Raw genomic sequence first — 22394 nt, 5'->3', positions numbered from 1 at the left:
AAGCCATAACATCCTCCTTTAACATATATCTAACATTCAATGCAAACTTATGCTCATATTTGATTGATCGTATTTAGCTAAAAAGTAGATCAGTTTTCGGTGATCGTTGACAATCAGACAGATAGTTTTAATGCGACATAACCTTTTTATTTAAAAATCTTCTATATTTTTTTGAAATTCCTAAATATCAGTTTATATTTAATATATTGTTAATTAAATACATTCATTGTAATCAAGTATGAGTGTGAAGGGGTTGAATGTTATGCTTAGAATTAAAAAAATAGGTAATTTTAGTAAAATAACAGCCTGTTTTTTATTATTTGTTCAGTTATTCTATGTTCTATTCTTTTCTATAGCAAAAGTGGTTGCAGACCCAGATATACCTAAAAAAACGTCAGGGATACAATCAGTAATCGAACAAGACAGAAAGAACTACCATGATACTGAAAAAGAAAACTATGAAGAAACATTAGCTTCATCTGTTTCACAAGTGGGTAATATTCTATCAAGCGATAATTCAAAGAATGCAGCGATTAATTACACTAAAAATCTTGGAGAAAAGCTGGTTAACAAAAAAGTAAACGATTGGCTTGGACAATACGGCACTGCTCGCTTTTTTATAGATACAGATAAAAACATTTCTGGGGATTTTTTATTACCTGTTATTGATGGGCATAATAGTCTTTTATTTACCCAGTTTGGAATCAGAAATAATACAGAAAGAAACACAGCTAACCTTGGATTTGGCTATCGTCAATATTATAAAAATTGGATGTGTGGCATTAATACCTTTTATGATTATGATTATACTGGTAGAAATTCCAGATTAGGCATTGGCGGTGAAGCGTGGACAGATTATCTAAAACTGGCGGCTAATAGTTATTTTGGCTTGACCAACTGGCACCAATCAAAGATATCCGTAATGGATAATTATATTGAGCGTCCAGCATCTGGTTTTGATATTAACGCTCAAGCGTATTTACCCGCTTACCCTCAATTGGGTGGTAGCATCAAATATGAGCAATATTTTGGCAAAGCTGTTCACCTTGCTACGGGTGCTAATCCAAATGAGTTAAAAAAAGACCCTTACTCATTCACATTTGGTGTGAATTACACGCCAATCCCCTTAATCACCCTGAAAGGCGAGCGTTCGGTCGGTGATGTTAATAACACAATGCTTGGTTTAGATATTACTTATCGTTTTGGGGTACCATTGTCACAACAGTTAGACCATGATTCAGTTGGTATGATGCATAGTTTGGTTGGCAATAAGTATGATTTTGTCGATCGGAATTATGATATTGTTATGGAATATCGTAAGCAAAATATAATTAGCATTTCCACACCAAATGCAATAACAGAGAAAGCAGGAAAAATAATTACTATTTCAGCGACTGTTAATAATGCAAAATATGGTTTGAAAGATGTTCGTTGGGAACCTTCCGCTAATTTTATCTCAGATGGTGGACGTTATCGCAAGATGTCAAGCAGTCAAGTAAAACTTGCCCTTCCACAGTATATTAATAAAACAAACAACAATCCTCCTCAAGAATATCAATTGACTGCTGTAGGAATAGATAATAAAGGTAATGAATCAAACAAAGCCATCACTTTAATCAAAGTCATACCTGATAGAGAGAATGCGCATGAGAATTCAACGATTACTTTAGATAAAGACATCTATCCCGCAAATAGTGATATGAAGGTTACGGTAACCTTGAAAGATGGGAAATATAATAGCATAACAGGAAAAGCCTCAGAACTCACTTCGACTAATGTAGTAAATGTACCAAATGCAAAAATGAAAATAGGTGAAAAATGGAAAGAAAATGAAGCTGGGACCTATACTACAATTTATAAGGCCGAGACTGTAGGTGAAAACCTGAAAGCGACTGTAAAGCTTCCAGATTGGAAGGGTACAACTGAATCAGCTAATTACGCAATTACTACCGGTAACCCTGCGTATATGAAGTCAACAATTACGTTAGATAAAACAAGCTATCCCGCAAATAGTGACATAAATGTTACGGTAACCTTGAAAGATTTGTATGGGAATAGTGTAACCGGAAAAGCCTCAGAATTGACCGACACTGCAGAACTGGATGTACCAAATGCAAGGGCGAAAGAAAACACCAAATGGGAAGAACAAGAAGATGGTATCTATGTTATACAGTTTAGAGCTCATGATCTAGGCGCTGGCCTAAAAGCAACTTTTAAGATGAACTACTGGAATGCTAAGCTTAAATCAGCTGACTACGCTGTTACTGCTGGTAACAATGCGCATGAAAATTCAGCCATTACATTAGATAAAAAAATCTATCCAGCAGGGAGTGATATGCTGGTTACCGTAACTTTGAAAGATGGAGAAGGTAATAGCATAACCGGAAAGGCCTTAGAATTAACCTCCATAACAGAAATAGACGTACCAAATTCTAAAGTAAAAGAAGGTGCCACATGGGAAGAAAAGGAAGCGGGGATCTATACTATAGTATATAAGGCAGAAAATGTAGGGGTTGGACTAAAAACGACTTTTAAACTAAAAGACTGGAAGGATTCAGTTAGCTCAAGTGGTTACGCTATTACTGCCGGTAATCCTGCGACTGAGAAGTCAACAATTACGTTAGGTGACACTAAATATCCATCAGGGAGTGATATGCTGGTTACGGTAACCTTGAAAGATTTGTATGGTAATAGCGTAACTGGAAAAGTTGCAGAATTAACTGATGCGGTAGTAACAGTACCGAATGCAAAAATGAAAATAGGTGAAAAATGGAAAGAAAATGAAGCTGGGACCTATACTACAATCTATAAGGCCGAGACTGTAGGTGAAAACCTGAAAGCAACTGTAAAGCTTCCATATTGGAAGAGTGCAGTTGAATCAGCTAATTACGCAATTACTACCGGTAACCCTGCGTATATGAAGTCAACAATTACGTTAGACAAAAATATCTATAACAAAGGTGATGATATGCTAGTTACAGTCACCTTGAAAGATGTTAAAGGTAATAATATAACAGGTAAAGCTATGGAATTAGCTTCCAACACGTATGTAAAAGTACCAAATGCAAAAGCAACAAATGATTCATGGAAAGATAAGAACAATAATGGCATCTATACTAAAATCTATATAGCTGATGTTGAAAGTGGTAATCAAAAAGCAACTTTACAGTTTTCAAACTGGAAGATTGAATCAGCAGACTACAAAATTACTTCTAATTACCCTATGCCGACACATTCAAAGATTAAGCTAGATAAAGTCACCTATAATAAAGATGAAGAAATAAAGGTTACGCTAACCTTAAAAGATGCGAAAGATAAAGGCATAACTGGGAAAGCTGGAGATTTAGATTCCAATAAAATTTATGTAGTAAACCTCCCAAATACAACAGCAGAAAATAAATCTTGGACAGAAAAAGATAAAGATAGTGGTATCTATACTAAAAGTTATAAAGCTACCACCATAGGTACTGATTTGAGGGCGACTTTCAAGATCAATGGCTGGGCTGATTCAGATACAAAATCCTATTTCTATAATATTATTGGCGATATGCAAAATAATCCAAGAAATATGAAAAGAGGTGACGAATAACCTTCATAAACCACATTATCAAAAATAGCCGTAAAAACCCGTTGTGAATGGCGGGGATTTATGTGTAGTAGCTCATACTTGATCTGATAGTTACCGGTTATTTATACAGTATCTGTCAGGTTAAATTTGATTTAAATCTTTTTCTCGCCAAAGTTGTTTTCCCTCGTATAAAGTTGCCATAGGAGTTAGACCGGAGGGTGTTCATAATTATGTGTCAGGGGATTTTATATTTTGATTATACCATCTAGGCGCCCTTTAAAATAGATGGACAATTGAGCAATGGTTAACGCCCAGTTACTAATCGGCATAGTCCATTTGTTGGATACCTGATTGATGCCAATATAGAGTAATTTTAATAAGCTGTTTTCATTAGGAAAAGCCCCTTTGGTTTTAGTTAATATCCTAAACTACCGATGAACCGCCTCTACTACATTGGTCGTATAAATGGGTTTTCTAATGGCTTTAGGGTATCGAAAATAAGCACTGAGCAACTCCCATTTACTTCGCCAGGATTCTAGCACTATCGGGTATTTTTCACCCCATTTCGTTTCCAGTTCATCAAGGCTCAGCAGCCGCTTAGTATCTGCACGATAAACCGGCTTTAAATCAGCCATAAAGGCTTTTTGGTCTTTACTGGCATATAACGTAAGCTATTGCGAATTTGATCAAGATGGTCGCCTATGGCGACGACTTGTCATTGCTTGTTAGTACTGGTATAACCCGATACCTATTTTCTCAATCTTTTGGTCCCTTTTATGTCACCGCGTTTTAGTCATGTTTTTCAATTTGGTCAACGCTGGCTCAATTGGCTTAATCGCCAACCCCCTGATAGTGTCCGCACTGTTGTGATGGAAACCATGGTAAAGATTATAGCTTGCGGAACTTCGCTTATGGGGTGGTCAATTTGGCGCTGTCCTGACCCTCAATGTAATTCTGAGAAACGGATTAATTTACCTGCAAAAGTCGAAGCTGCCCACATTGTGGCGTCAAAGCTTGCCTACAATGGATTAACAATACACTAGCTTGGTTACCCGAAGTTCCTTGGCAGCATATCACTTTTACCATGCCTTGTGAATATTGACCTATTATTCACGCCAACCGTTGGCTTCTCGGTGAAATGAATCGATTACACGAGTTTCGCACCAATAAAAAAACGCTCTATTTTTAAGTTTAATTCAGCATAATATATAAATAGACAAAATCTTATAAATAAAAAGCAACTTATTGTAATTTAAACAAATTTATACGTTTTAGTAACTTGCAAATTAACCATTGCTTTGGTTTTCGGGCAAACAAATCCAATACCACAGCCAGATAGGCCCATCGTGAGCCTGTCCAAATATAGGTTACATCGCCGCACCAAACCTGGTCAGGCTTTGTAACAGCGAACTGCCTATTGAGCAGATTTGGAATATCAATACGTTCATTTCCACCGCGGTTGTATTTATGTTTTCGCTCTTGGCAACTGACGATGATTAATTCTTTCATCAACTTACCCGCTAACCACCGCCCACGTTTCACGTTGTGTGTATTGGTAACCATCGTGGCGATAGTCCTTGCGCCAGCATAGCCGCCACTAACGTTCCACGCTTCGCTGACTAGGCTACGTTTTATCGTCCGCTCAATATCTGGCTCCTTAGGCCGACACCAATAGCGATAACTGCTTCGGTGAACATTAAAAATACGACACAAAGTTTTCACCGGATAAAGCACTCTTAGCTTTTCAACTACCGAAAATTTTTCAGTGAGTCGGACATTAAGAGCGCAGTAGCCTTTTTTAAGATGTCATTCTCTATTTCCAGCCGGTGGATTTTTTTCTTCATTTCTCTGAACTCAATTTGTTCAGGTGTTAATGGCAGACCAGGCGATGTTTTCCCTTGACGTTCTAAACGAAGGGCTCTTACCCACCGGCTAATCGCTGAAAGACTGACGTTCATGCCTTTCGCGGCTTCCTGGTAGGTGTAATTTTGGTCAAGGACTAATTTGGCGGTTTCACATTTAAATTCAGCAGTAATTATTTTACTCATTTCGGCACCTATAAAAATTATGAGGTAAGCATATCACCTCAACTTAGGTGGCCAAATTTAGTATGCCACTACATGCTGAAATCGTTGAGCATTGTACAGTATTGTCCGCCGAGTTGTCTGATGACGAAAAAATTCAACTCCGTGAAAAAATGAAAGCGAGCAAAAAGCGGTTAATTCCACCCAACAAAGATAGCGAAGTGTGGATGGCAAGGCTCGCAAACGGCAGTAACGCTTGGCGATTTCCAGACGGTGAATCGTCCACGGATTTTTTGAGGCGGACAAAAACGCCAAAGAGACGGGCGCAGTGCTCGAAGAACGGAAGAAATACCGATTTAGTCCGAGTCATTAAAGCAAAAATGCCCCTGAGAAGATAGGGGGCGTTTTTGTATGGCTGGATTATGTGATGAAGTATACATATATAGCGTATTCACTATACCTTGTTTATTTGTAATAATAAAAACAAATTTGAGGTAAAAAAGGAGCTATTATGTCACTTCCTATTCAAGGTAATTCTTTATTCCTATTCGATAGAACCCTTAGCCATGAAGATGTTCAGCACGCTATTAATAGTTCTTCAAAAGAAGAAGCTACATATATTGGAGTATGGGAAAAAATTAAAGACTGGCTTTGTGGAACCAATAAAAGTGAAGCATTGAAGCACATTTACGAGTTAACTCACAATAATGATGGGTTAAGCAATCAAGAAGTATTTAAAAAAATAGTTTCTTTTCATAAACTCAGTGAAATGGTATATCCCTCTTATAAAGATAAATTCCAAGCGTCTATAAAACAAGAAAAAGAAAACTGTATTTTTACCTTTTCTATAACTGGAGTAATTGATGAACATCAATTCGTGTATGGAGTAAAAAATACAAAAAAAGATATTTCTGCTATCAAAGAAGCAGAATTAACCAATAAAAGTGGATTCTTAGAGACCAACAATCTTAAGAAGAGTGAAAATGTTTTTAACGCTTTAGATAAAATATCTTATATGCCTAATGGTGAAATAAAAGGTATTTCAGCGCCAACTAAAGAAATTTATTTTTTAAATAAAAGAAATTTTCATTTGAATTTATTAAACGATTTTACAAAAGAAAAAATGGTACAAGAGCCACGTATTATTCAAGAATGGATTTCGTTACAAATAAAATGTTTCGATTATTACAATAACTCAGCACAAAGATATATAGATGTTAATGAAGTTTTTGACACGCGACGGACACCTAAAGAATGGCTTTATAAAGCCTATGCCAATTTACATAAAATTGAGGAAAAAGCAAAAAAAGAGGTAATAAAATTTTTAGCTGAGGAATTTAATAGTCAAGTTATTTGGTTATATCAAAATCCTTTTAAAGAAAGATTTCATAGTTCTTATGAACTCCATAATCAACCTATTCATTTAGAGTCATACAACCAGAGTAATGAACCTATTTATGAGGAAATTCAATTTAATTCATCACAAATTTCGTCTAATAAATATTATAAAGGACCAATAAATGGTGATATTTATGCGAAAGTAGATAAAACAAATGTTAATAAACCAGAATTACTCAAAGAAATAGATAATTTTATTTTAGAGAATAGGGAAAATTATCCATCAGCATATTAGCATATCAGCATATCAGCATATCAGCATGTCAGTATATTAGAAGGTACGCTTAAATCTTAAATGATTAAAAAATTCACCCCAACGCCCCATGATGTGTAGTAGATCAGACTTAATCTGACAGTTACCGGTTATTTATACAGTACCTGTCAGGTTAAATTTGATTTAAATCTTTCTCTCTCCAAAGTTGTTTTCCATCGTGTAAAGTTGCCATAGGAGTTCGACCGCAACACATTTTTCCTTGATGAGTGCGTTGGTTATTATATTCCGCTAACCATTTATCTAAATCAGCTTGTAATTCATTTAAAGCTCTATAGATTTTCTTACGAAAAGCCACCTGATAGAACTCTTGTAATACAGTTTTATGAAAGCGTTCACAAATCCCATTAGTTTGAGGTGAACGAGCTTTAGTTTTTGTATGATCAATATCATTGATAGCGAGATAAAGTTGATAATCGTGATATTCAACTTTACCACAATACTCACTGCCTCTGGTGCCTAACGTAAAAAATAGAGTAGATGAACAGATTGAAAGCGCTGTAGTCGAGTATGCGATTGAATACCCTGCACACGGTCAACACCGCAGTAGTAATGAACTAAGAAAAAAAGGCATTTTTGTTTCGGGGAGTGGCGTTCGCTCTATTTGGCTGCGCCATAATCTCGAAAATTTTACAAAACGCCTAAAAGCGCTTGAAGATAAAATCGCAACAGAAGGAATTATCCTGTCAGAATCACAAATCAGTGCTCTAGAAAAGAAAGCGCAAGATGATGAAGCCTGTGGTGAGATTGAAACAGCGCATCCAGGTTATCTGGGTTCACAAGATACTTTTTATGTCGGTCATTTAAAAGGCGTTGGTCGTGTTTATCAACAAACTTACATTGATACTTACAGTAAAGTCGTTCATTGTAAGCTTTACACAACAAAAAGCGCGATAACGGCGGCAGATTTATTTGTAGTAGCTCAGACTTAATCTGACAGTTGCCGGTTATTTATACAGTACCTGTCAGGTTAAATTTGATTTAAATCTTTCTCTCTCCAAAGTTGTTTTCCATCGTGTAAAGTTGCCATAGGAGTTCGACCGCAACACATTTTTCCTTGATGAGTGCGTTGGTTATTATATTCCGCTAACCATTTATCTAAATCAGCTTGTAATTCATTTAAAGCCCTATAGATTTTCTTACGAAAAGCCACCTGATAGAACTCTTGTAATACAGTTCTATGAAAGCGTTCACAAATCCCATTAGTTTGAGGTGAACGAGCTTTAGTTTTTGTATGATCAATATCATTGATAGCGAGATAAAGTTGATAATCGTGATGTTCAACTTTACCACAATACTCACTGCCTCTGTCCGTCAGTATACGTAACACCGGTAACCCATGCTGGGAATAAAAAGGGAGAACCTTGTCATTTAATAAATCTGCCGCCGTTATCGCGCTTTTTGTTGTGTAAAGCTTACAATGAACGACTTTACTGTAAGTATCAATGTAAGTTTGTTGATAAACACGACCAACGCCTTTTAAATGACCGACATAAAAAGTATCTTGTGAACCCAGATAACCTGGATGCGCTGTTTCAATCTCACCACAGGCTTCATCATCTTGCGCTTTCTTTTCTAGAGCACTGATTTGTGATTCTGACAGGATAATTCCTTCTGTTGCGATTTTATCTTCAAGCGCTTTTAGGCGTTTTGTAAAATTTTCGAGATTATGGCGCAGCCAAATAGAGCGAACGCCACTCCCCGAAACAAAAATGCCTTTTTTTCTTAGTTCATTACTACTGCGGTGTTGACCGTGTGCAGGGTATTCAATCGCATACTCGACTACAGCGCTTTCAATCTGTTCATCTACTCTATTTTTTACGTTAGGCACCCGTCGATTTTGATTAATTAAAGCGTCTATCCCACCATCGTTAACAAGTTCCTGGTAGCGATAAAACGTATCTCGGGATACCCCCATAATCTTACAGGCTTTTGAGACGTTATTAAGCTCTTCAGCGAGGTTAAGTAACCCGACTTTATGTTTGATGATAGGATTATTTGTTTGATACATAGAATTACCTTTTATTTAATTATCTAATGATGTTAATTAAAACCGGTAACGCTCTTTTTTAAATCAGAATTGTCGGATTAAGTTAAGACTAATACAATTTATTAAATGACAAGGTTCTCCCTTTTTATTCCCAGCATGGGTTACCGGTGTTACGTATACTGACGGACAGAACCCGTCGATTTTGATTAATTAAAGCGTCTATCCCACCATCGTTAACAAGTTCCTGGTAGCGATAAAACGTATCTCGGGATACCCCCATAATCTTACAGGCTTTTGAGACGTTATTAAGCTCTTCAGCGAGGTTAAGTAACCCGACTTTATGTTTGATGATAGGATTATTTGTTTGATACATAGAATTACCTTTTATTTAATTATCTAATGATGTTAATTAAAACCGGTAACGCTCTTTTTTAAATCAGAATTGTCGGATTAAGTTAAGACTAATATACATGATGCTGTATTTCGCCAATTTCTGAGTGAAAAAAAGACGGCTAAAGACTTCTTTGAGATTTGGCTGCCGGATGAAATTTGTAGTGGTCAACTAAAATTGGCCACCCTACCCTGACTGTTCACGGAACAGTCGCTCTGATTCGTTTGGCGTTAGGGTTATGTAGCGAATAATGGCTGACTGAGCAGTACTATAGCTAGGCGACTTAATTTTGATTACAGCATATGTATTAAAAACAGGTCATCGATAGTGCATCCTGTTTCCATCTTTTTACGTTTAGCTTGAGACCATTTATGTTCTATAGGATTTAAATCTGGTGAATACACAGGCAAATATTCTATCTGGTGTCCTGCGTTTATAATTGCCTGTTCAATATTCTTACCTTTGTGAAAGCTAGCGTTGTCCATAAAAATAACAGAATTTTCAGGAAGTTCTGGGAGCAATATTTTTGTGATCCAAACATAAAAAACATCACGATTAATATTGCAATCAAATAATCCGATAGCAAAAAGGGTTGTTCCCAATAAAGCGCCAATAACATTTGTTCTTCCCTTAGCACCCCAGTTTTTCAGGCCAAAACAACGGTGACCTTTTGGGGAATAGCCGTGAGTTCGTGGAGTGTCATGTGAAAAACCACTTTCATCAATAAAAACAACAGATTTATCTTTTTTTTCATACTGTTGTCTTTTTTGCTGATGTGCCAGCCTGTCGCTTTCGTTGGTTTTTGGATGGAATAGAGTTTTTTTTATAGGTTAATCCCAGCTTTTTAAGGGATTGCCAAATAGTCTTTTTACAAACACCGAATCGCTCTGCCCGTTCCTTTTGGTAAGCATCTGGATACTGTTCCACATCTTTTGCTAAAGCATTTTTATCGAGCTTCCTCTTACGTGGCGTTGAATTTTTTGGCTCTGGTCGTTTAAGCCAACGTACTAAAGACGCTTTTCCAATACGGAATTGTTTCGCAGTTTCTCGAATTGTTAAACCTTCGGCTTTCCTTACAGATATTACTTTACGTCGAAAATCAATTGTATAACTCATAACACACCTTGTGATCAAAATTAAGTCGCCTAGCTATAAAGCTTTGGTAGCCAGTCGTTGGCACCCATTCGGTCTTCAGACTACGGAAGAATCGTTCCATCGGACTATTATCCCAACAATTCCCTCTGCGACTGATACTTTGGGTCATCTGATAACGCCACAATGCCTGCCTATACTGACGACTGGTATAGCTAGGCGACTTAATTTTGATCACAAGGTGTGTTATGAGTTATACAATTGATTTTCGACGTAAAGTAATATCTGTAAGGAAAGCCGAAGGTTTAACAATTCGAGAAACTGCGAAACAATTCCGTATTGGAAAAGCGTCTTTAGTACGTTGGCTTAAACGACCAGAGCCAAAAAATTCAACGCCACGTAAGAGGAAGCTCGATAAAAATGCTTTAGCAAAAGATGTGGAACAGTATCCAGATGCTTACCAAAAGGAACGGGCAGAGCGATTCGGTGTTTGTAAAAAGACTATTTGGCAATCCCTTAAAAAGCTGGGATTAACCTATAAAAAAAACTCTATTCCATCCAAAAACCAACGAAAGCGACAGGCTGGCACATCAGCAAAAAAGACAACAGTATGAAAAAAAAGATAAATCTGTTGTTTTTATTGATGAAAGTGGTTTTTCACATGACACTCCACGAACTCACGGCTATTCCCCAAAAGGTCACCGTTGTTTTGGCCTGAAAAACTGGGGTGCTAAGGGAAGAACAAATGTTATTGGCGCTTTATTGGGAACAACCCTTTTTGCTATCGGATTATTTGATTGCAATATTAATCGTGATGTTTTTTATGTTTGGATCACAAAAATATTGCTCCCAGAACTTCCTGAAAATTCTGTTATTTTTATGGACAACGCTAGCTTTCACAAAGGTAAGAATATTGAACAGGCAATTATAAACGCAGGACACCAGATAGAATATTTGCCTGTGTATTCACCAGATTTAAATCCTATAGAACATAAATGGTCTCAAGCTAAACGTAAAAAGATGGAAACAGGATGCACTATCGATGACCTGTTTTTAATACATATGCCGTAATCAAAATTAAGTCGCCTAGCTATATAATGACTTCCCTGATCACTATGGAACATCACCTGTTTGGGATGCCCACGTAGTTCCCAAGCCATTTGTAGTGCTTTGGCGGTTAATTCTGAGTCTGGTGCAAATGACATTGCCCAGCCCACCGGTTTTCGGGCAAACAAATCCAATACCACAGCCAGATAGGCCCATCGTGAGCCTGTCCAAATATAGGTTACATCGCCGCACCAAACCTGGTCAGGCTTTGTAACAGCGAACTGCCTATTGAGCAGATTTGGAATATCAATACGTTCATTTCCACCGCTGTTGTATTTATGTTTTCGCTCTTGGCAACTGACGATGATTAATTCTTTCATCAACTTACCCGCTAACCACCGCCCACGTTTCACGTTGTGTGTATTGGTAACCATCGTGGCGATAGTCCTTGCGCCAGCAGAGCCGCCACTAACGTTCCACGCTTCGCTGACTAGGCTACGTTTTATCGTCCGCTCAATATCTGGCTCCTTAGGCCGACACCAATAGCGATAACTGCTTCGGTGAACATTAAAAATACGACACAAAGTTTTCACCGGATAAAAAGCGTGTTGCTTAATAGTGAAATAAGGGTATTTCGGTGATTGAAGTAAATTTTAGGCTGTTCTGAGATGGAAATTCCAAAGACCGGCACTAAGGAGTAAAAAGGTATCATCAATAAAGGGTCTACGATTCCGTAAAATTTGGGTCATACAACCGAGGCGCTTGATACCCGCGATGGCGTGTTCAACCGTAATACGGATGCCCGAGATTATTTTATTTTCTTGTTTTTGTTCAGGCGATAAAGGTCTTTTTCGAGTTCCTTTTTTTGGGATTTGTGTATTAGGATGCTGTTTATCTATACCTTGAAAACCGGTATCGGCCCAGATGGTTACCTCAGGGGGAATATGGCGAATTATATCGACTTTATCGAGTAAGCGTTTATCGTGACGGCGCCCATTTTTGATCATGGGGATAAATCCAATTTTCCTCGTTTCGTCAGTCATAATAAGCCCTTTTCGAGTGGTCTGTCTTTTCTTTCCCGAATACATTTTTTTTCGCCGACGCAGATTCTTAGGCTTTTGGACAGGTCGCTCTGTCCCATCAATAAAGACGTCTTTAACTCCAGGAAAGGCGCGAAAAAATTCCTCAGCAGAGCGAATTTGACGAGCGGGCAAAACACATTCTCGCCCCAAGGTCATCTCTAAAACCGGCAATAATATTTTTACCCAGCGACATACCCGTGTTCTATCTAAACCAAAAAGAAGTCCTTGCAAATCATAGGTCGGATAACATTTTAAATACAATAAAATAAAAAGCAGTTTATCTAATGGGGTTGGGATAAATCCTTTCTGCCCTGCACCCATCTGCCGCTCGTGATCTTTTCGATTCTTTTTCCGATAAATCAAATAACAAGCTGAAAATTCAGCGGCTAAATTTTTCAATTCTTCGACTGATAATCCAATGATTGCTTTACATAAACGATTATCTCGTAACAACCGCTCTTTGTTGATCATTTCAAACCGTTATTTTCTAAGTTAAACCTCTTTTTATTGTCTATAGCGTGACAAAAAATGCAAGTCTCTATTCAGCAACTATTTTAAAGCACTCTTAGCTTTCAACTACCGAAAATTTTTCAGTGAGTCGGACATTAAGAGCGCAGTAGCCTTTTTTAAGATGTCATTCTCCATTTCCAGCCGGTGGATTTTTTTTCTTCATTTCTCTGAACTCAATTTGTTCAGGTGTTAATGGCAGACCAGGCGATGTTTTCCCTTGACGTTCTAAACGAAGGGCTCTTACCCACCGGCTAATCGCTGAAAGACTGACGTTCATGCCTTTCGCGGCTTCCTGGTAGGTGTAATTTTGGTCAAGGACTAATTTGGCGGTTTCACATTTAAATTCAGCAGTAATTATTTTACTCATTTCGGCACCTATAAAAATTATGAGGTAAGCATATCACCTCAACTTAGATGGCCAAATTTAGTATGCCACTACATACCGAGTAAATTTTTACCTGATTGTAATTGCTTCAACGCTTCATCAAAATTAAATGATTGATTTCTCATATGTCATACCTCTTTTTTTTGAGTTTAAGATATGACACAGATTTTTGAACACTACCTTAGATAACTGTTTTCTGTCTATTTCACTATTTTTATTTTGTCTAATCATATCTAGAACTAAGTCGTTTATAGCTAGGCGACTTAATTTTGATTACAGCATATGTATTAAAAACAGGTCATCGATAGTGCATCCTGTTTCCATCTTTTTACGTTTAGCTTGAGACCATTTATGTTCTATAGGATTTAAATCTGGTGAATACACAGGCAAATATTCTATCTGGTGTCCTGCGTTTATAATTGCCTGTTCAATATTCTTACCTTTGTGAAAGCTAGCGTTGTCCATAAAAATAACAGAATTTTCAGGAAGTTCTGGGAGCAATATTTTTGTGATCCAAACATAAAAAACATCACGGTTAATATTGCAATCAAATAATCCGATAGCAAAAAGGGTTGTTCCCAATAAAGCGCCAATAACATTTGTTCTTCCCTTAGCACCCCAGTTTTTCAGGCCAAAACAACGGTGACCTTTTGGGGAATAGCCGTGAGTTCGTGGAGTGTCATGTGAAAAACCACTTTCATCAATAAAAACAACAGATTTATCTTTTTTTTCATACTGTTGTCTTTTTTGCTGATGTGCCAGCCTGTCGCTTTCGTTGGTTTTTGGATGGAATAGAGTTTTTTTTATAGGTTAATCCCAGCTTTTTAAGGGATTGCCAAATAGTCTTTTTACAAACACCGAATCGCTCTGCCCGTTCCTTTTGGTAAGCATCTGGATACTGTTCCACATCTTTTGCTAAAGCATTTTTATCGAGCTTCCTCTTACGTGGCGTTGAATTTTTTGGCTCTGGTCGTTTAAGCCAACGTACTAAAGACGCTTTTCCAATACGGAATTGTTTCGCAGTTTCTCGAATTGTTAAACCTTCGGCTTTCCTTACAGATATTACTTTACGTCGAAAATCAATTGTATAACTCATAACACACCTTGTAATCAAAATTAAGTCGCCTAGCTATACAGTTAAAAAATTATCGGCGCTTATGGAGCAATACGCGAGGTTTTCTAATTCGCTCACGCAGGAGGAATTTTGAATACAGCAAATTCAGTATTAACCCGATTTTTTAAGCTGATGCCAAAGCACGTTAAACCGAAATTTAATACCGTTTAAATGCTTCATAATTCTGCTAACTACTCCAAATTAAATAGGACTTACGCAGCGAGTTACTTTTTATACACAAAATTTAGTTAAAAATACTAAAATTTTATTAAAAATTAAGTAAAAATACTGAAATGCTGTATCAAACAGAAATGATATAACTCAATTGCTTATGCAATCTTAAAAATAATTTAAAAAACAATTTTGATACACCATGGGAAATACACACAATGTACAAAGTAAACAATAGCAATTTATCTGTGTATAAAAATATTTCAATTCATGAAAATGAAATAAAAAAAAATGAAAATGAGATTCAACAATTAGTTGATATGGTTAAAAAAGATACAGGAGTGTGTTCTTCACATTTAATTCCTTTACATGAATTAGCAAAAGAAATGAACTGTATAATCTCTATACGTCCAGTTGATAAATTTGCAACTGAATATATTGAAAATGGATATCCTACCAAAAATTTTAATATTAAAGGTAAAAGTGCATCTTGGGGCCCTCAAGCTGGGCTAATTTGTGCTGATCAAAAATTTAGTAAATTAGAACATAAAGATGCTAGTGTGATAGATAAATATAATATTGAAATAGAAAGATCTATTAAAAAAAATAATGCAATAAAAATCCCTTTATCTGTATCAAAACAGAGGCTAGAAACTCTAGTAAGATTAGGTGCCATAAAAGATTTTCCTCTTAACGGTGGTGAGCTAAAAGCAGAAGGAACGAGTGGAAAAACTTATATTTTTGAATTACAAAGAAAATCATATGGTTTTGATTCTGAAGCAGATTTTAACGTTTTATATAATGGTAATAATATAGAGGTATTATCATACCCAGGGAAAAATAAACCAATAACAGCCGATTACGATTTATTTATGATTTGTCCATCAATGGAAGAATTTGGGCCATTAGATAACTTACCTAATAAAGATATATCTCATGAAGTTTTTAAAAAGCGTACTGAACGATATAAAATAACAGCAAAAAATAGTGAATTACACAGACTCAAAAATGATAAAGAGTATTTTCTAAGTAAAGAAAATCCAGCTTTAGGCAATGCCTCAGCGCGAATATCTAATATGATTGAAATATTTAATAAAAAATTAGTTGGTGAAGGAGAAAAAGTGATACACCATAGCACTGATTCTGCAAACCCGTTTACTCAAGTAGAAGATAATTATCCTATTACCTTAGCATTACCAAAAAAGATCGGAGACTACTCAGAGTTATGTATTATAAAAAACTCTGAGGATTTAGCTTCTTTTATTAAAGAAGCTAAAGAATATGGTTATTATGTTCAAACTAATCCTGGGTGGGAAAAGGAAGTTGCTTCGGTTAAAAGACCTAACTTTGAACTTATAATAAATAAATTCACTAAAAATCTTTAAAAATTAGAATGTAATTCATTTAAGAAATATAAGGAATTTGTATCTAACAAAAATTTCTTTGTTAGATACAAAAAATCTTTATAAACCATATCGTCAGTTATTTTCTTAATTAACTGTATACGAGTATCATTTTCGATAGGAAATTTTTCTGATTTTAATTTAACATCAATCTGATTATTGAAATCATCTGAAGCTATTCTTTTATGAAATTCGCTTTGTATATTATCATATTCAACTTCATTCCAATTTTTGAGTATTTTCTTCCAGCACGCTGATTCTGTTACAAGATAACGAATAAAATGCTGTTTTTCTTCTTCAAGTACGTTTAATTTTGCTTTATGTAAATCTTCTTCTGTTAATTCCGCTATGTATCCAAATTCTAATTGTGTATAAACAGGTAATGACAATTCATCACGTAATCGATATTGATAAGCAAGATATATTTCTATATCTTCCGAAAAACTAGGGGAAATATTACGTCTATTTTCACAATGTGCCGCAGCTATTTTTTCAAGTAATTTCCTACGAAAGATACATCTTATTGCGTCAATGGCATCCTCTATCTTATTATTATTTTTTATTATTTTATCTTCGATTATCAATGAGTGCATTTCATTAAAGTAAAAAGAAGCACGGTCTACACAATTTTCAGTGACTTCCTGTGCAATTAGAAAAGTTTGTTTTCTAATTGCACTATTCTCCTCTTTTGCTAGAAAGTTGAGCCAATCAACAACTACTTTTCTTAATTCTGTACTCTTTGCGTTATTTCCTTGATGAAGCCTTTCTAAAAACAGAGTAAATACTTGAAAATGCTCTTCAGCAGCAATAATTTTCCATGTATTAATATTAGCATTTTTGTCCCATAAAGCTATGGATAGAATTGGATTATTTGATGCATCCAATTTCTTTAAAGAAGCAGGAAGGATATCAGGTAAGTAAGTTAACTTGTTATTACTAACATTAAGTTCTTCTAAACCAGCAGAAAGGTTGTTTGGTAAATGCGTTAACTTGTTATCGCTTACATAAAGTTCTTTTAAAGAAGCAGGAAGGATATCAGGTAAGTAAGTTAACTTGTTATCGCTTACATAAAGTTCTTGTAAGCTAGCAGGGAGATTGTTTGGTAAATGTGTTAATTTATTGCACATTACATAGAGCTTTTGTAATTTTTCTGGAAGATTGTTAGGTAAACATGTTAATAAATTACATATAACATAGAGTTCTTGTAGATCATTAGGTAAAACATCAGGTAAATATTTTAACTTATTGTAACTTATATCAATTTCTTTTAAAAAAAGAGGAAAAGCATTAGGTAATTCAGTTAGTTCTAAACCTGCTAAATCAAGAAAAAAATTACTATTTTTAATACATTCCTTAATGCGTTCAAAAGCAACATCTCTGTATTCTCCTCCTCCGCTCTCCATAGAGTTCTTCCATCTCTCCCATTGAGAAATAAGTGAATCTTCATTGCTTGAAATAATTGTTTGAGGAATGACTTTATCACTGTAAATATCTATATTTATTTTATCCATGCTCTAACGCCTATTCTACTTATAATGAATCGAACGAATGAGCCTACGGCTGCAAATCGATAACCTGAAACACTGTGTGATGATACCTAGCCATAAAACACGCTGTAATCTATTCTGATTGCATCTTAATTTTTAAATAAGTATACATTTTAGAAAGTATAGTATCGAATTCATTCCATTTATCCCTGTGTGAATTTATTTTATATTGTTTATGAGCCTGATATAGGCTAAATGCAATAAGCCTGTTGCCAAATAGTGAACTCACGCTGCTTTAAACAAAAACGACTCACATACACCTCAAAAACACGAGAGTGGTTTATTTTTTAATCTAAAATGGATTATTTTCAATTTTAAGTGTGATTATTTTATAGTCAACTTTTAATTTTTTGATAAATTCTAATTAATGCCTTTATTTAGCAACAGGCTTAATACCAGAAAAGCCCGCTACGGTTGATATTCCAGACCCAATCATATGTAAGAGAGAAGTACTGATTAAAGAACGTAGCACGCTCCGCGTGAGCGGCGCAGCTATGCTGCTTAGGGGATGTTAATGAGCTGAGTACTTTTCACGAGTTTCGCACAGGCATATAAAATTCCAGAAATGGCTTAAAAGCAATGGTTAATTTGCAAGTTACTAAAACGTATAAATTTGTTTAAATTACAATAAGTTGCTTTTAATTTATAAGATTTTGTCTATTTATATATTATGCTGAATTAAACTTAAAAATAGAGCGTTTTTTTATTGGTGCGAAACTCGTGCTCAGATGTATATCCCGCGTCCTGCCAAACTGCTTTTCACCATCGATAACGGCTGGAATAAATTCCTCGAAAAACACGGTGACAGCGTCAGTTCGTGGACCCGTCTATCTGTCGAGCGTATGCTTGCCTGCGGCACTTGTTCCATGGGTGTCCGACGCTATTCTTGCGCTTCGCCTGATTGTTCTCACAGCCGTTTTTTCTGCCAGAGCTGTAAGTCAAAATCCTGCAGCTCATGCTGCTTCAAAGCCACAGAGCAGTGATTAGCACAGCAGGTTCATATTTTACCCGACTGCGACTGGCAACATATTACTTTCACCATGCCCCATCTCCTTTGGCCTTTTTTCAACAATAACTGGCCGCTGCTTAACGCCTTGTTTCGCGCCGCCATCAGGGCTATACTGCAATGGGCGCGCAAACAGGCTAGTAAAATCGGTATCTTCTGTGCCTTGCACGCTTATGCAGGGCAACTCAATCAACATCCGCATATCCATGTCTCCGTCACCCGGGGCGGTTTGGATAGTAAACATTGTCAACGATCACCGAAAACTGATCCGCTTTTTAGCTAAATAACCTGAGTTCATGTATAAGAAATTAATACCCGAAATGGTTACTCATTAACCTGCGCCATGATGAAATCCTTTTTATTTTCTTCTAAATTTTGCCAAAATTATGTTGAAGGTTGAGAATAAGGAACGGAATAGATGGTTAAAAAACGATTAATTATTAATCAATTTTGAACAAAAGGATAGATCTACCCTATCGTGAGTTTTTATCGCCACCGCAAACAAGCCAGATCATGGTGACGTGCCATAAGTTCTTTACGATTCAATCCAAAATTCATTCCTGCGAAAAGTAATTTTTTCCCACATAAGAGACAAGCAAGTGGATCGACTTTAAAGACGTGTTGATACATGTTTCGCCAGGTGACTTTTTTAGCGGGTTTTTTATCTTGCTGGGCTAAAGGATAAACAACCTCCGTTAACATTTTTCGCATCCGTGCTGATGGACTTAAAAAGCCGTAATAGCGGATCATGTGAAACCATTTTTCTGGCACATGAGACGCAAACCGTGTAATAAATTCATCGGATTTCATGACCAGGTCTTCCTGTTTTTTCGTGCGGTGGCTCTTATAGCGTAACGTGATGTTATCTTCGCCGGAATAATGTTTTAAGCGACTGATCGAGACAGGGGGTTTCTTTAGATAAAATCCGAGATAAAGGGTGACATGGGTAATATTGGAAAGAATATCAGAAAGATTAATATTCCACCCGCGTTTGTCGTGAGTGTTAAGTAATTGATTCCATGATGCTTTACTTCTTCCTTCAGCTTTAAGCTCATCGGGAATGGTGAGCGTGTAATAATGTTTTCTCAATAATGCCGTTATCGCCACATTGTCATAATGTTTTCGCGATAAAAGCTGATATCCCGCCAGGTATTATTTTTAGTCACCCCGCCGGCTGTGGTTGAAAAATGAATATGCGGATGCCATTTTTGGTCTCGTCCCCAGGTATGGATGGCAGTGAAAACGCCCAGGGTGATATTGAGGTTACGGCAGATGGTTAATATCACATCAGCGGCTAATCGATTCATTTCACCGAGAAGTTAATCCATTGTAGGCAAGCTTTGACGCCACAATGTGGGCAGCTTCGATTTTTGCAGGTAAATTTAACCCGTTTCTCAGAATTACATTGAGGGTCAGGACAGCGCCAAATTGACCCCCCCCATAAGCGAAGTGCCGCAAGCCATAATCTTTACCATGGTTTCCATCACAACAGTGCGGACACAATCAGGGGGTTGACGATTAAGCCAATTGAGCCAGCGTTGACCAAATTGAAAAACATGACTAAAACGCGGTGACATAAAAGGGACCAAAAGATTGAGACAATAGGTATCGGGTTATACCAGTACTAACAAGCAATGACAAGTCGTCGCCATAGGCGACCATCTTGGGGATAAGGATCCTAATTTTTTATCACATATTCAAATAGTTAATTTAAAATAATTACATAAAACAGTATTAATTTTGTTTTTTTTCATGATTTTAGTAGAGAAAAATAGCTTCTTTTTTTAACCTTCTATCTATCACTAAGAATTTTCCTTCTTTTTTATCTTATTGATTTTAAAATATTTTTTAATAAATCGGCTATTTTTATTTTCTCGCAACTATCGCTTATCCCGAACTCAGGTTAAATAACCTGAGTTCGGGATAAGAAATAAAGTGAAAGTCTTGCTATTCAAATAGTTGAATGTGCATATTTCGTTAAAATACTCCAACAATTTGGTAAAAGAGTAGAGCATTGTTAAACAATGATGGAAAATCTTACTGAACTTTTATTGCCTGATGGATGATTTTTGTAAAGACTTCGAGCCAAAAATGCATGAAATTTTGCTGAATAACGGTAGTAAGCATCGTAGACGGTCTACTCAGCTTTCATTGGCTGAAATGATGACACTGGTTGTTTTGTTTCATCAACTCCGATTCAGCCAATTCAAGGTATTTTATTGTAGTGGCATACTAAATTTGGCCACCTAAGTTGAGGTGATATGCTTACCTCATAATTTTTATAGGTGCTGAAATGAGTAAAATAATTACTGCTGAATTTAAATGTGAAACCGCCAAATTAGTCCTTGACCAAAATTACACCTACCAGGAAGCCGCGAAAGGCATGAACGTCAGTCTTTCAGCGATTAGCAGGTGGGTAAGAGCCCTTCGTTTAGAACGTCAAGGGAAAACATCGCCTGGTCTGCCATTAACACCTGAACAAATTGAGTTCAGAGAAATGAAGAAAAAAATCCACCGGCTGGAAATGGAGAATGACATCTTAAAAAAGGCTACTGCGCTCTTAATGTCCGACTCACTGAAAAATTTTCGGTAGTTGAAAAGCTAAGAGTGCTTTATCCGGTGAAAACTTTGTGTCGTATTTTTAATGTTCACCGAAGCAGTTATCGCTATTGGTGTCGGCCTAAGGAGCCAGATATTGAGCGGACGATAAAACGTAGCCTAGTCAGCGAAGCGTGGAACGTTAGTGGCGGCTCTGCTGGCGCAAGGACTATCGCCACGATGGTTACCAATACACACAACGTGAAACTTGGGCGGTGGTTAGCGGGTAAGTTGATGAAAGAATTAATCATCGTCAGTTGCCAAGAGCGAAAACATAAATACAACCGCGGTGGAAATGAACGTATTGATATTCCAAATCTGCTCAATAGGCAGTTCGCTGTTACAAAGCCTGACCAGGTTTGGTGCGGCGATGTAACCTACATTTGGACAGGCTCACGATGGGCCTATCTGGCTGTGGTATTGGATTTGTTTGCCCGAAAACCGGTGGGCTGGGCAATGTCATTTGCACCAGACTCAGAATTAACCGCCAAAGCACTACAAATGGCTTGGGAACTACGTGGGCATCCCAAACAGGTGATGTTCCATAGTGATCAGGGAAGTCATTATACCAGTCGTCAGTATAGGCAGGCATTGTGGCGTTATCAGATGACCCAAAGTATCAGTCGCAGAGGGAATTGTTGGGATAATAGTCCGATGGAACGATTCTTCCGTAGTCTGAAGACCGAATGGGTGCCAACGACTGGCTACCAAAGCTTTAGTACTGCTCAGTCAGCCATTATTCGCTACATAACCCACTACTATAGCTAGGCGACTTAATTTTGATTACAAGGTGTGTT

14 protein-coding genes and 13 pseudogenes are annotated in these 22394 nt (G+C 36.8%); 12 read left to right on the top strand and 15 right to left on the bottom strand.

Annotated elements, in window-relative coordinates; translation table 11 throughout:
- The first annotated feature begins 262 nt into the window (after nucleotides 1-262).
- Nucleotides 263-3589, top strand: coding sequence for an inverse autotransporter beta domain-containing protein (locus AYJ55_RS18080; RefSeq protein WP_063657504.1), 3327 nt, complete (start codon nucleotides 263-265; stop codon nucleotides 3587-3589).
- A gap of 224 nt (nucleotides 3590-3813) precedes the next feature.
- Here the strand turns inward: AYJ55_RS18080 and AYJ55_RS26875 are convergent.
- Nucleotides 3814-4259 (bottom strand): annotated as a pseudogene (locus AYJ55_RS26875) (transposase); the annotation flags it as partial.
- A 291-nt stretch (nucleotides 4260-4550) separates the two neighbouring features.
- Here AYJ55_RS26875 and AYJ55_RS36285 point away from each other — a divergent pair.
- Nucleotides 4551-4670: pseudogene (locus AYJ55_RS36285) on the top strand (transposase zinc-binding domain-containing protein); the annotation flags it as partial.
- 188 nt (nucleotides 4671-4858) lie between these two features.
- Here the strand turns inward: AYJ55_RS36285 and AYJ55_RS33620 are convergent.
- Nucleotides 4859-5616, bottom strand: a pseudogene (locus AYJ55_RS33620) (IS3 family transposase); the annotation flags it as partial.
- 47 nt (nucleotides 5617-5663) lie between these two features.
- Here AYJ55_RS33620 and AYJ55_RS18055 point away from each other — a divergent pair.
- Both AYJ55_RS18055 and AYJ55_RS18050 read left to right on the top strand, forming a co-directional pair.
- Nucleotides 5664-5990 (top strand): hypothetical protein, encoded by a 327-nt coding sequence (locus AYJ55_RS18055; RefSeq protein WP_187153314.1) that lies wholly within the window; start codon nucleotides 5664-5666, stop codon nucleotides 5988-5990.
- Between the two features lie 113 nt (nucleotides 5991-6103).
- The gene (locus AYJ55_RS18050) at nucleotides 6104-7225 is read left to right on the top strand and encodes a hypothetical protein (RefSeq protein WP_063657499.1); all 1122 of its coding nucleotides are present in this window, start codon (nucleotides 6104-6106) and stop codon (nucleotides 7223-7225) included.
- A 151-nt stretch (nucleotides 7226-7376) separates the two neighbouring features.
- Here the strand turns inward: AYJ55_RS18050 and AYJ55_RS26865 are convergent.
- Nucleotides 7377-7724 (bottom strand): annotated as a pseudogene (locus AYJ55_RS26865) (integrase core domain-containing protein); the annotation flags it as partial.
- Between AYJ55_RS26865 and AYJ55_RS18040 the strand changes: the two are divergent.
- Nucleotides 7720-8172 (top strand): annotated as a pseudogene (locus tag AYJ55_RS18040) (transposase family protein); the annotation flags it as partial. The pseudogenes AYJ55_RS26865 and AYJ55_RS18040 overlap by 5 nt on opposite strands.
- A 59-nt stretch (nucleotides 8173-8231) precedes the next feature.
- Here the strand turns inward: AYJ55_RS18040 and AYJ55_RS18035 are convergent.
- Nucleotides 8232-9272 (bottom strand): IS481 family transposase, encoded by a 1041-nt coding sequence (locus AYJ55_RS18035; RefSeq protein ID WP_063656735.1) that lies wholly within the window; start codon nucleotides 9270-9272, stop codon nucleotides 8232-8234.
- A gap of 151 nt (nucleotides 9273-9423) precedes the next feature.
- A pseudogene (locus AYJ55_RS18030) lies at nucleotides 9424-9624 on the bottom strand (helix-turn-helix domain-containing protein); the annotation flags it as partial.
- A 93-nt stretch (nucleotides 9625-9717) separates the two neighbouring features.
- On the opposite strand from AYJ55_RS18030, the gene AYJ55_RS26860 reads away from it, so the two are divergent.
- Nucleotides 9718-9837, top strand: coding sequence for an Rpn family recombination-promoting nuclease/putative transposase (locus tag AYJ55_RS26860; RefSeq protein WP_162505712.1), 120 nt, complete (start codon nucleotides 9718-9720; stop codon nucleotides 9835-9837).
- Nucleotides 9838-9935: 98 nt separating this feature from the next.
- On the opposite strand, the gene AYJ55_RS18025 is transcribed toward AYJ55_RS26860, so the two are convergent.
- The 3 genes and pseudogenes from AYJ55_RS18025 to AYJ55_RS26855 form a co-directional block, all read right to left on the bottom strand.
- Nucleotides 9936-10424, bottom strand: coding sequence for an IS630 family transposase (locus tag AYJ55_RS18025; RefSeq protein ID WP_063653499.1), 489 nt, complete (start codon nucleotides 10422-10424; stop codon nucleotides 9936-9938).
- Nucleotides 10393-10758 carry an IS630 transposase-related protein gene (locus tag AYJ55_RS18020; protein WP_063653415.1) on the bottom strand — a complete coding sequence of 122 codons (366 nt, stop codon included), beginning with the start codon at nucleotides 10756-10758 and terminating at the stop codon, nucleotides 10393-10395. Before AYJ55_RS18020 ends, AYJ55_RS18025 begins: the two co-directional genes overlap by 32 nt.
- A gap of 37 nt (nucleotides 10759-10795) precedes the next feature.
- A pseudogene (locus tag AYJ55_RS26855) lies at nucleotides 10796-10948 on the bottom strand (IS3 family transposase); the annotation flags it as partial.
- Nucleotides 10949-10982: 34 nt separating this feature from the next.
- Here AYJ55_RS26855 and AYJ55_RS18015 point away from each other — a divergent pair.
- Nucleotides 10983-11348: an IS630 transposase-related protein gene (locus tag AYJ55_RS18015; protein ID WP_063653415.1), complete on the top strand. Its 366-nt coding sequence runs from the start codon at nucleotides 10983-10985 to the stop codon at nucleotides 11346-11348.
- Nucleotides 11272-11805 (top strand): IS630 family transposase, encoded by a 534-nt coding sequence (locus AYJ55_RS26850; protein WP_342668169.1) that lies wholly within the window; start codon nucleotides 11272-11274, stop codon nucleotides 11803-11805. The genes AYJ55_RS18015 and AYJ55_RS26850 overlap by 77 nt, the downstream gene beginning before the upstream one ends.
- An 11-nt stretch (nucleotides 11806-11816) precedes the next feature.
- On the opposite strand, the pseudogene AYJ55_RS18010 reads toward AYJ55_RS26850, so the two are convergent.
- The 5 genes and pseudogenes from AYJ55_RS18010 to AYJ55_RS17990 all read right to left on the bottom strand — a co-directional run.
- A pseudogene (locus AYJ55_RS18010) lies at nucleotides 11817-12395 on the bottom strand (IS3 family transposase); the annotation flags it as partial.
- A gap of 39 nt (nucleotides 12396-12434) precedes the next feature.
- Nucleotides 12435-13334 carry a transposase family protein gene (locus tag AYJ55_RS18005; RefSeq protein ID WP_063653812.1) on the bottom strand — a complete coding sequence of 300 codons (900 nt, stop codon included), beginning with the start codon at nucleotides 13332-13334 and terminating at the stop codon, nucleotides 12435-12437.
- A 103-nt stretch (nucleotides 13335-13437) separates the two neighbouring features.
- Nucleotides 13438-13740: pseudogene (locus AYJ55_RS18000) on the bottom strand (transposase); the annotation flags it as partial.
- 291 nt (nucleotides 13741-14031) lie between these two features.
- Nucleotides 14032-14520, bottom strand: coding sequence for an IS630 family transposase (locus AYJ55_RS17995; protein WP_063653499.1), 489 nt, complete (start codon nucleotides 14518-14520; stop codon nucleotides 14032-14034).
- Complete coding sequence (locus AYJ55_RS17990) at nucleotides 14489-14854, bottom strand: IS630 transposase-related protein (RefSeq protein WP_063653415.1); 366 nt, start codon at nucleotides 14852-14854, stop codon at nucleotides 14489-14491. The genes AYJ55_RS17995 and AYJ55_RS17990 overlap by 32 nt, the downstream gene beginning before the upstream one ends.
- A 437-nt stretch (nucleotides 14855-15291) precedes the next feature.
- Between AYJ55_RS17990 and AYJ55_RS17985 the strand changes: the two genes are divergently transcribed.
- The gene (locus AYJ55_RS17985; protein ID WP_187153312.1) at nucleotides 15292-16428 is read left to right on the top strand and encodes an anthrax toxin-like adenylyl cyclase domain-containing protein; all 1137 of its coding nucleotides are present in this window, start codon (nucleotides 15292-15294) and stop codon (nucleotides 16426-16428) included.
- On the opposite strand, the gene AYJ55_RS17980 is transcribed toward AYJ55_RS17985, so the two are convergent.
- Nucleotides 16425-17957 (bottom strand): NEL-type E3 ubiquitin ligase domain-containing protein, encoded by a 1533-nt coding sequence (locus tag AYJ55_RS17980; RefSeq protein ID WP_063657496.1) that lies wholly within the window; start codon nucleotides 17955-17957, stop codon nucleotides 16425-16427. The genes AYJ55_RS17985 and AYJ55_RS17980 overlap by 4 nt on opposite strands.
- A 764-nt stretch (nucleotides 17958-18721) precedes the next feature.
- Here AYJ55_RS17980 and AYJ55_RS36280 point away from each other — a divergent pair.
- A pseudogene (locus AYJ55_RS36280) lies at nucleotides 18722-19243 on the top strand (IS91 family transposase); the annotation flags it as partial.
- A gap of 242 nt (nucleotides 19244-19485) precedes the next feature.
- On the opposite strand, the pseudogene AYJ55_RS26840 reads toward AYJ55_RS36280, so the two are convergent.
- Nucleotides 19486-20576 (bottom strand): annotated as a pseudogene (locus tag AYJ55_RS26840) (IS91 family transposase).
- Between the two features lie 450 nt (nucleotides 20577-21026).
- On the opposite strand from AYJ55_RS26840, the pseudogene AYJ55_RS29635 reads away from it, so the two are divergent.
- Together AYJ55_RS29635 and AYJ55_RS33600 are read left to right on the top strand one after the other, a co-directional pair.
- Nucleotides 21027-21219: pseudogene (locus AYJ55_RS29635) on the top strand (IS982 family transposase); the annotation flags it as partial.
- 73 nt (nucleotides 21220-21292) lie between these two features.
- Nucleotides 21293-22362, top strand: a pseudogene (locus AYJ55_RS33600) (IS3 family transposase); the annotation flags it as partial.
- Between the last annotated feature and the right edge of the window lie 32 nt (nucleotides 22363-22394).

It is taken from the genome of Candidatus Arsenophonus triatominarum, from assembly GCF_001640365.1.
Taxonomy (GTDB): Bacteria; Pseudomonadota; Gammaproteobacteria; order Enterobacterales; family Enterobacteriaceae; genus Arsenophonus; species Arsenophonus triatominarum.
This window is presented reverse-complemented; position numbering and strand designations above follow the sequence as displayed.

Coding starts and splice junctions, on each gene's coding strand:
- AYJ55_RS18015 (WP_063653415.1), top strand. CDS start 10,983: ATGAGTTATACAATTGATTTTCGACGTAAAGTAATATCTGTAAGGAAA.
- AYJ55_RS17980 (WP_063657496.1), bottom strand. CDS start 17,957: ATGGATAAAATAAATATAGATATTTACAGTGATAAAGTCATTCCTCAA.
- AYJ55_RS18005 (WP_063653812.1), bottom strand. CDS start 13,334: ATGATCAACAAAGAGCGGTTGTTACGAGATAATCGTTTATGTAAAGCA.
- AYJ55_RS18050 (WP_063657499.1), top strand. CDS start 6,104: ATGTCACTTCCTATTCAAGGTAATTCTTTATTCCTATTCGATAGAACC.
- AYJ55_RS18020 (WP_063653415.1), bottom strand. CDS start 10,758: ATGAGTTATACAATTGATTTTCGACGTAAAGTAATATCTGTAAGGAAA.
- AYJ55_RS17990 (WP_063653415.1), bottom strand. CDS start 14,854: ATGAGTTATACAATTGATTTTCGACGTAAAGTAATATCTGTAAGGAAA.
- AYJ55_RS18035 (WP_063656735.1), bottom strand. CDS start 9,272: ATGTATCAAACAAATAATCCTATCATCAAACATAAAGTCGGGTTACTT.
- AYJ55_RS18080 (WP_063657504.1), top strand. CDS start 263: ATGCTTAGAATTAAAAAAATAGGTAATTTTAGTAAAATAACAGCCTGT.